Origin of the sequence: Halorubrum sp. SP9 (assembly GCF_005435015.1) — an archaeon.
Lineage (GTDB): Archaea > Halobacteriota > Halobacteria > Halobacteriales > Haloferacaceae > Halorubrum > Halorubrum sodomense.
On record NZ_SGXU01000006.1, the window covers coordinates 115881 to 122901 of the forward strand.

At 70.7% G+C, this 7021-nt stretch carries 10 protein-coding genes; all 10 read right to left on the reverse strand.

The window, feature by feature from the left end; all coding sequences use genetic code 11:
- Window positions 1-67: 67 nt before the first annotated feature.
- On the reverse strand, window positions 68-961 hold the full coding sequence (locus tag EXE45_RS05635) for a mechanosensitive ion channel family protein (RefSeq protein ID WP_137693765.1): 894 nt from the start codon (window positions 959-961) through the stop codon (window positions 68-70).
- Window positions 961-1206, reverse strand: a complete 246-nt coding sequence (locus EXE45_RS05640) for a YhbY family RNA-binding protein (protein WP_092921416.1) — start codon at window positions 1204-1206, stop codon at window positions 961-963. The genes EXE45_RS05635 and EXE45_RS05640 overlap by 1 nt, the downstream gene beginning before the upstream one ends.
- An 81-nt stretch (window positions 1207-1287) precedes the next feature.
- Entirely contained in the window at window positions 1288-1734 is a 447-nt protein-coding gene (locus tag EXE45_RS05645) for an SHOCT domain-containing protein (protein WP_137693766.1), read from the reverse strand.
- A gap of 86 nt (window positions 1735-1820) precedes the next feature.
- Window positions 1821-2327, reverse strand: coding sequence for a DUF5797 family protein (locus tag EXE45_RS05650; protein WP_137693767.1), 507 nt, complete (start codon window positions 2325-2327; stop codon window positions 1821-1823).
- Window positions 2324-3628 (reverse strand): Asp-tRNA(Asn)/Glu-tRNA(Gln) amidotransferase subunit GatA, encoded by a 1305-nt coding sequence (gene gatA, locus EXE45_RS05655; protein WP_092921410.1) that lies wholly within the window; start codon window positions 3626-3628, stop codon window positions 2324-2326. Before gatA ends, EXE45_RS05650 begins: the two co-directional genes overlap by 4 nt.
- Window positions 3629-3937, reverse strand: a complete 309-nt coding sequence (gene gatC, locus EXE45_RS05660) for an Asp-tRNA(Asn)/Glu-tRNA(Gln) amidotransferase subunit GatC (protein ID WP_092921408.1) — start codon at window positions 3935-3937, stop codon at window positions 3629-3631.
- A 116-nt stretch (window positions 3938-4053) separates the two neighbouring features.
- A complete protein-coding gene (locus EXE45_RS05665; RefSeq protein ID WP_137693768.1) occupies window positions 4054-4482 on the reverse strand; it encodes a DUF5788 family protein in 429 nt (142 codons plus the stop codon).
- Window positions 4483-4574: 92 nt separating this feature from the next.
- Window positions 4575-5093: a universal stress protein gene (locus tag EXE45_RS05670; protein WP_092921404.1), complete on the reverse strand. Its 519-nt coding sequence runs from the start codon at window positions 5091-5093 to the stop codon at window positions 4575-4577.
- Between the two features lie 102 nt (window positions 5094-5195).
- Entirely contained in the window at window positions 5196-6395 is a 1200-nt protein-coding gene (locus EXE45_RS05675) for a pyridoxal phosphate-dependent aminotransferase (protein WP_092921402.1), read from the reverse strand.
- A gap of 27 nt (window positions 6396-6422) precedes the next feature.
- Window positions 6423-6827: a 6,7-dimethyl-8-ribityllumazine synthase gene (gene ribH / locus EXE45_RS05680; RefSeq protein ID WP_137693769.1), complete on the reverse strand. Its 405-nt coding sequence runs from the start codon at window positions 6825-6827 to the stop codon at window positions 6423-6425.
- Between the last annotated feature and the right edge of the window lie 194 nt (window positions 6828-7021).

The following is a 7021-nucleotide window of genomic DNA, read 5'->3' on the forward strand; positions in this document are numbered from 1 at the left end:
ACCCACTAGTGGGTTACTATCCGAACCGTCTCGGAGAACCGCCGTGTCACCGAACGCGGGGTCCGCTTCAGGCCTCGCCGCCGAACGCGGCCGGATCGGCGTCTCCGTCCCGCCCCGAGACGGTGCGCTGGGGGAACGGAATCGTGATACCCGCCTCGTCGAACCGCGCTTTGACGGCCTTCACGAAGTCCGCGCGCGCCTTCACGAAGTCCGACCGCGAGGGGTCGTCGATCCAGATCCGCGCCTGAAGCCCGACGTACGAGTCTGCGAGTTCGGTCAGTCGGACCGACGGCGCTGGCTCCGCGAGGATCGCGTCGCTCCGTTCGGCCTCCTCGACGATGATCTCGCTCGCGCGTTCGACATCGTCCTCGTAGTCGATCCCGAAGACGAACTTCAGCCGGAGCGACTTCTTCGCGACGGGGTTCTTCACCACGTTGCCGGTGAGCACGTTGTTCGGCACCGTGAGCAGTTCGTTGTCGAACGTCCGCACGCGGGTGACCCGGAAGGAGATGTCCTCGACGACCCCGGAGTTCCCCTGCCATTCGATCCAGTCGCCGATGCGGAACGGCTTGTCCGTGTAAATGAACACGCCGGCGACGAAGTTCTTGATCACGTCCTGAAGCGCGAAGCCGATCGCGAGCGTCGCCGCGGCGGCGATGGTCGCCAGCGAGCGCAGGAACCCCTGATAGCCCGCGGCGCCGAACGCGACCGTGACGCCGGCGAACAGCGAGACGAACGCCACGATCTTCTGGAGCGGGCGCCGGGCGTGCTCGTCGAGCCCCTGTCTGTCGAAGACACGCCGGACGAGCGGTGCGATGACCGCCTTGTAGAGGACGTACGTCGCGGCGACGACGGTGACGAATATCGAGGCGTCGACGACGATTCCGGTCAGCGGGCCGAGGAACGGTCGGAGCGTCCCCGAGACCGCGAGGGGGCCGAGCGCTCCCGCGGCGGCGTCCATCAGTGGAGCACCGCCGTGTTCCCGCGCGTCTCGATCAGGTCGGCGTCGACCGCCTCCGCGAGTTCGTCGGCGAGTTCGTCGGTCGAGGTCCCGCCGCGGGCCGCCCGGAGGAACTTCACCTTCACCAGCTTCCGGTCGTCGAGCTGGTCGGCCGTCTCGTCGACGACCGAGTCGATGCCGTGCTTCCCGACCCAGACGGTGACGTCGAGGTCGTGCGCCTCCTTCCGGAGTTCGTGGTCGCTCATACGCGGTCGAGTCGGTCGCGCGCATTGAAGCTTGAGGTTCGGCCGCGCCGGCGGGAGACCGGCGCGTTACCGATTGACGCGTTACCGATCGTGCTCGGCGTCACGCTCCCGGTCTGCGGACCGGTTGCGCTCGGCCCACTCGGCCGCGTCCTCGGGCGTCTCGGTCTCCAACAGCCGATCCACCTTCCGCTCGAACTGCTCGTCCGTGAGGTCGCCGTTCGCGTAGCGGGTCCGCAGCCGCTCCAAGGCGTCCGCGGTGTCGCCGGTCGCCTCTTCGCGCTCCGCCGCCTCGCCGCGCTCGACGCGGACCGAGCCCGACCCCGACTCGACGTGGACGGACTCCGCCTCCTCCTCGTCGAACAACATGGAGACGATAGGGACGATCACGATGTACCCGAACAGCATCAGCGGGAGCCACCACTCGACGTTGAGAAACATCGCCGCCAGCCACGCGCCCGTCACCGTCGTGGCGGCGATGCCGCTCGCGTTGCGGCGGAACCGCTCGCGGAGGGTCTCGTCGTCGGCCATCGGTAGCAGGGTGTCAGTCGCGGTACAAAGTCGTATCGGCGGGGCGGACCGACGACGACGCCGACGCGTCGAGCGCGCCGCGCCGCCTACTCTTCGATCTCGACCGTTATCTCGTCGCGGTCGACCGCCAGCCGGAACGTCGGGACGGTGCGGTAGACGACCTCGACGACGTTCTTGCGTTCGAGGCTACGGAGCGCGCGCCGCACCGCGTCCACCTCGGGGTCGCCGTCGAACGCCTCGCGGACGGCGTTGAGTACGCTGACGACCGACTGCGAGCGCTCGTCGGGCCCGGCGAGCACGTCGACGACCCGCGCTTCCAGCTCGGGAACCCGGATCGTCTCCGGGACGGCGCCGCGGGCGACCGCGTCGGGCTCGATCCCGGGCTCGACGTCGACGAGGTCGTTCGCCTCCGCCGTCGCGCGGATCAGGCTGTCGTCGTCCCGGTAGTAGTACTCCTTCAGGTGGTCCTCGAGGTAGCCGTGGACCTCGCTGCCGCTCTCCATCTCCCAGGCGTCCCGGAGCTCGCCGTTCTTCGTCGGCTGGAGGCGGACCACGTCCGCGAGCCGACCGCGTTCCTCGTCCGTGAGGCTCATCGCTTTTCGACCGCGCTCGCGGCGCGAACGATCGTCTCCTCGCCGAACTTCGGCCCGACGAGCTGGAGCCCGACCGGGAGCCCATCGGCCTCGCCGGCGGGCACGGAGATCGCCGGGAGGTTCGCGAGGTTCACCGGCGTCGTGTTCGCGTCCGCGAGGTACATCCGCAGCGGGTCGTCGAGGCTCTCGCCGAGCTCGAACGGGAGGACCGGCATCGTCGGGGAAGCGATGACGTCGACGTCCTCGAAGGCGTCCTCGAAGTCCCGCCGGACCCACGCGCGTGCGTCCTGCGCCTTCTCGTAGTACTTGTCGTGGTAGCCGGCCGAGAGCGCGTACGTGCCGAGCAGGATCCGGCGTTTGACCTCCGCGCCGAACCCCTCCTCGCGCGTCTCCGCGAACGACTCGTTCCAGTTGCCGTCGGCGTCGCTGCGGCGGCCGTACCGGACCCCGTCGAAGCGCGCGAGGTTCGAGGAGGCCTCCGCCATCGCGATGACGTAGTACGCCTGGACCGCGTGCTCGACGGATGGCAGCGAGATGTCGGTCGTCTCCGCGCCCCGCGCCTCCAGGTCGTCGATCGCGGTCTCGACCGTCTCGACGACGCGCTCGTCGGCGCCGTCGAACAGCTCCGCGGGGACCCCGACCGTCAGCCCCGCCACGTCGCCGTCGGCGGCCGCGGCGTAGCTCGCGTCGGGGTCGGCGCCGTCGACCTCGCTCAAGTCGCGCGTCGTCCCGTCGTTCGGGTCGTCGCCGGCGATGACGTCGAGCGCGGCGGCCGCCTCCTCGACGGTGCCCGCTATCGGGCCGATCTGTTCGAGGGAGTTCGCGTACGCGATCAGTCCGTACCGGGAGACGAGCCCGTAGGTGGGCTTGATCCCGACGACGCCGCAGAACGCGGCCGGACAGCGCACCGAGCCGCCGGTGTCGGAGCCGAGCGCCACGTCGGCCTCGCCCGCCGCGACCGCGGCCGCGGACCCTCCGGAGGAGCCGCCCGGGACGCGGTCGGTGTCGACCGGGTTCCGGGTCGGGCCGAACGCGGAGGTCTCCGTCGTCGTCCCCATCCCGAACTCGTCCATGTTCGTCTTCCCGACGATCGTCGCGCCCGCGCCGGTCAGTCGGTCGACGACGGTCGCGGAGTAGGGCGGCACGTAGTCGGCCAGCATCTCCGAGCCGCAGGTCGTCCGGATCCCCTCGGTGGAGATGTTGTCCTTCACCGCGACGGTCGCGTCCGCGAGCGGGCCGTCGGCGTCCGCGTCGCCCTCGATCGTCTCCTCCGTGACGAAGGCGTTGAGGTCGGCCGCCATCTACGACACCTTCGGCCCGACGAAGAAGCCGTCCTCCGTCTCCTCGGCGTTCGCGAGCGCCTCCTCCTGGGAGAGCCCCGACTCGACCTCGTCCGGGCGCATCACGTTGACGAGCTCCTCCTCGCGCTCGACCTCGGGGACCTCGTCGAGCGCCTCGAAGTACTCCAAGATGTCGCCGAACTGCGCCGCGAACTCGTCGACCTCGTCGTCGGCGAGCCGCACCCGCGCGAGGTCGGCGACGTGTCTGACCTCCTCGGCGTCGACGGCGGTCGCGTCCTCGCCGTCGTCCGACGCTGCGGTGTCGCTCATACTCGAACGTACCACGCGGGCGGCGAGTAAGGGTTTCGGAAGGGGGCCGGCGACCCGGAGCGGTCGGCCGCGCCGCGGGCAGGACCGTCGCCCGAACCGACCAGCGGGACGGCGAGTCACCGCACCTGATCGACGAACGCGAGCCAACGCTCGTGGCCGGCGAGGGTGTCGGCGTGGTGTTCGTCGGCGAAGCCGGGGCGGCGGATCCCCTCCAAGGCGTTCAGCGCGCGGTCGACGCCGATCGCCTCCTCGACGAGCGTCTCGCCGGTCTCCCGGTCGATGTCCTCGGTTTCCAGCCGCTCGACCCGTCGCTCCCGCTCCGCTCGGAGGGACTCGCGCGCCGCCGTCACCTTGCGGTCGAGCGCGGGCGGAACGGCGTCGACCTTCCGGCTCTCGACGATGAACGCGGACAGGTCGACCGTCTCCCCGTGGATCTCGACCTCGTCGGGGACGCTCGCGCCGACGGTCGCGCTCGGGCTGTTCACGCGGTCGAGGAGGGCCTCGCGAGCGTCGTCTCCGATCGGCGTTCGCTCCGGGTCGCTCACGGGTGTGGGTGGCAGGGGGAGCCCGAAAAACCGTCGGCCCGCGCGCGGTTCCGCGGTCGCACGTCGACTCGCTACCGTTCGGCTCCGCGCCCTCACGCGTCCGCCCGCACGGTCGTCACCGGAACGTCCGACAGCCGCACCACCTTCTCCGCGACGCTGCCGAGCAGGTACCGCTCGACGCCGGTCCGCCCGTGGGTCCCCATCACCACGAGGTCGACGTCGTTCGCGCTCGCGTACTCCAGGATGGCCGAGTGCGGCGTTCCCGTCTCGACGGCGGTGACCGTCTCCGGCGACGCCTCGCCGTCGCGGAGCGACGCGGCCGTCGCCTCGACGATCTCCTCGCCGTGCTCGACGAGCGCCGACCGCGTCGCCTCCGCGTCGGTCCCTTCACCGACCATGCCGCTGCCGTCGCCGGGCGCCGGGTCGGCCCGCACGCCCGATCCCTCCTTCGTCAGGAAGGCGCCGCTCAGTCCGTAGCTGGCGCTTCGCGCGTCGACCACGTGGAGGACGTGAACGGTCGCGTCGAACGCGGCCGCGAGCTCTCGGACGTGGTCGACGACGGCCTCGGCCCCCTCGCTCCCGTCCGTCGGGTAGAGGATCGTCTGGTACATGGTGTCACCCGTCCGAAATTCTCAGAGCTGACAGAAAACGTTGGCGGCGGATGGGACCGCCTGACCCGTCGGATTCGGGACCGTCTCCGCCGAATCGGCGAATTACAGCAGGTCGTTCGCGACGAGGCGGTCGACCGCCTCGCGCAGCCGTTCCTCGCTCGCGGCGTAGGAGATCCGCGCGTAGCCGGGGGCGTTGAACGCGCTGCCGGGGACGCACGCGACCGCGGCCTCCTCGATCGCCGCCTCGCACCACGCCTGGTCGTCGTCCGCCACCGGGATCATCATGTAGAAGGCGCCGTCGCCCACGTCGACGTCGACGCCGTGTTCGTCGAACAGGTCGACGAGGAGGTCGCGGCGGGACTCGAACGCCGCGCGCATCTCCTCGACCGACTCCTCGGTGTTTTCGAGGGCCTCGATCCCCGCGCGCTGGACGAAGTTCGTCGCGCAGGAGACGGAGTGGGAGTGGAGCTTGCCGGCCTCGTCGACGAACTCGTCGGTGGCGTGGAGGTAGCCGAGCCGCCAGCCGGTCATCGAGTACGCCTTCGAGAAGCCGTTGACCGTCACCGTGCGGTCGGCCATCCCGTCGAGGCTCGCGAGCGAGACGTGCTCGGCGTCGTAGACGATCCGCTCGTAGATTTCGTCGGCGATCACGGCGACGTCGTGCTCCACGGCGAGGTCGCGGACGCCCTCCAAGGCGGCCTCCGAGAACACCGCGCCCGTGGGGTTCGACGGGGAGTTGACGACGAGCAGTTCGGTGTCGTCGGAGACGGTCTCCGCGAGGTCGTCGAGCGCGGGCTCCAGCTGGAAGCCGTGCGGGGCGAGGTCAACGCGCGAGAGGTCGGCGCCCGCGAGCTTCGCCATCGCCTCGTAGGAGACCCACGCCGGGTCCAGCAGGACGACCTCGTCGCCGGCGTGGGACGACGTCCCACTGGGTGACGGGTGTGACCCGTCACCCCCGTCGATCAGCGTCTGGAACGTCTCGTAGAGGGCCTGCTTGCCGCCGGGCGTGACGATCACCTCGTCGGCGTCGGCGTCGACGCCGTTGCCGCGGAGCTTCTCCGCGATGGCCGCCTTGAGTTCGGGGACACCGTTCGAAGAGGTGTACCCCGTATGGCCCGCGTCGAGGGCGTCCTTGCCGGCCGCGACGACGTTCTCCGGGGTGTCGAAGTCCGGCTCGCCGACGGAGAGGTCGACGATGTCCGCGCCTTCCGCCTCCTTCTCCGCCGCGAGGTTCGATATCGCCAGCGTCGCACTGGGCTCTACGCGTCCGATCCGCTCCGAGAAGTCGTATCCGTCGCTCATGTGTGGTGTGTAGTCGGCTCGTGTCCGTCAGTCCAGTTCCGCCGCGAGGTCGATCGCGGCCGCCGCCGCGTCCGCCCCCTTGTCGATCCGCTCGCGCGCCTCGGCGCCGGACATCCCCGGGCCGCTCACGCCGAAGGTGACCGGGGTGTCCCGGTCGAGGCTCACGTCGGTGAGCTTCTCGGCGGTCGCGTTCGCGATGACGCGGTCGTGGTCGGTGTCGCCGGTGACGATGGCGCCGACGACCGCGACGGCGTCGACGTCGTCCCGGCGCGCGAGCCGGTCGGCGGCCAGCGGGCTGTCGTACGCGCCCGGCACGCTCAGTTCGTCGACGACGACGGCGTCGCGGTCGGCGGCCGCCTCCCGGGCGGCCTCGGCCATCGGCTCCGTGACGGAGTCGTTGAACCGCGCCACCACCAGTCCCAGCGAGACCATACCGAACCTGACGCGGGAGACGGCAAAGGTCTACCGTTCGACCGCAGGGTTGCCGGGCGAACGCGTTCGGGGACGGTGCCGCGACGCGGGAGGATTCCGGATGAGACCCACTGCGGCGGCGCGTGCCGACGAGCGCCCGCAGGGCGCGAGTCGCACGCGCGAGGTCGTCGGGCTTCGCCCGACTGCCAGAGGCG

Coding starts and splice junctions, on each gene's coding strand:
- EXE45_RS05670 (WP_092921404.1), bottom strand. CDS start 5,093: ATGTACCAGACGATCCTCTACCCGACGGACGGGAGCGAGGGGGCCGAG.
- ribH (WP_137693769.1), bottom strand. CDS start 6,827: ATGGTCTCGCTGGGACTGGTGGTGGCGCGGTTCAACGACTCCGTCACG.
- gatA (WP_092921410.1), bottom strand. CDS start 3,628: ATGGCGGCCGACCTCAACGCCTTCGTCACGGAGGAGACGATCGAGGGC.
- EXE45_RS05675 (WP_092921402.1), bottom strand. CDS start 6,395: ATGAGCGACGGATACGACTTCTCGGAGCGGATCGGACGCGTAGAGCCC.
- EXE45_RS05635 (WP_137693765.1), bottom strand. CDS start 961: ATGGACGCCGCCGCGGGAGCGCTCGGCCCCCTCGCGGTCTCGGGGACG.
- EXE45_RS05650 (WP_137693767.1), bottom strand. CDS start 2,327: ATGAGCCTCACGGACGAGGAACGCGGTCGGCTCGCGGACGTGGTCCGC.
- gatC (WP_092921408.1), bottom strand. CDS start 3,937: ATGAGCGACACCGCAGCGTCGGACGACGGCGAGGACGCGACCGCCGTC.
- EXE45_RS05640 (WP_092921416.1), bottom strand. CDS start 1,206: ATGAGCGACCACGAACTCCGGAAGGAGGCGCACGACCTCGACGTCACC.
- EXE45_RS05645 (WP_137693766.1), bottom strand. CDS start 1,734: ATGGCCGACGACGAGACCCTCCGCGAGCGGTTCCGCCGCAACGCGAGC.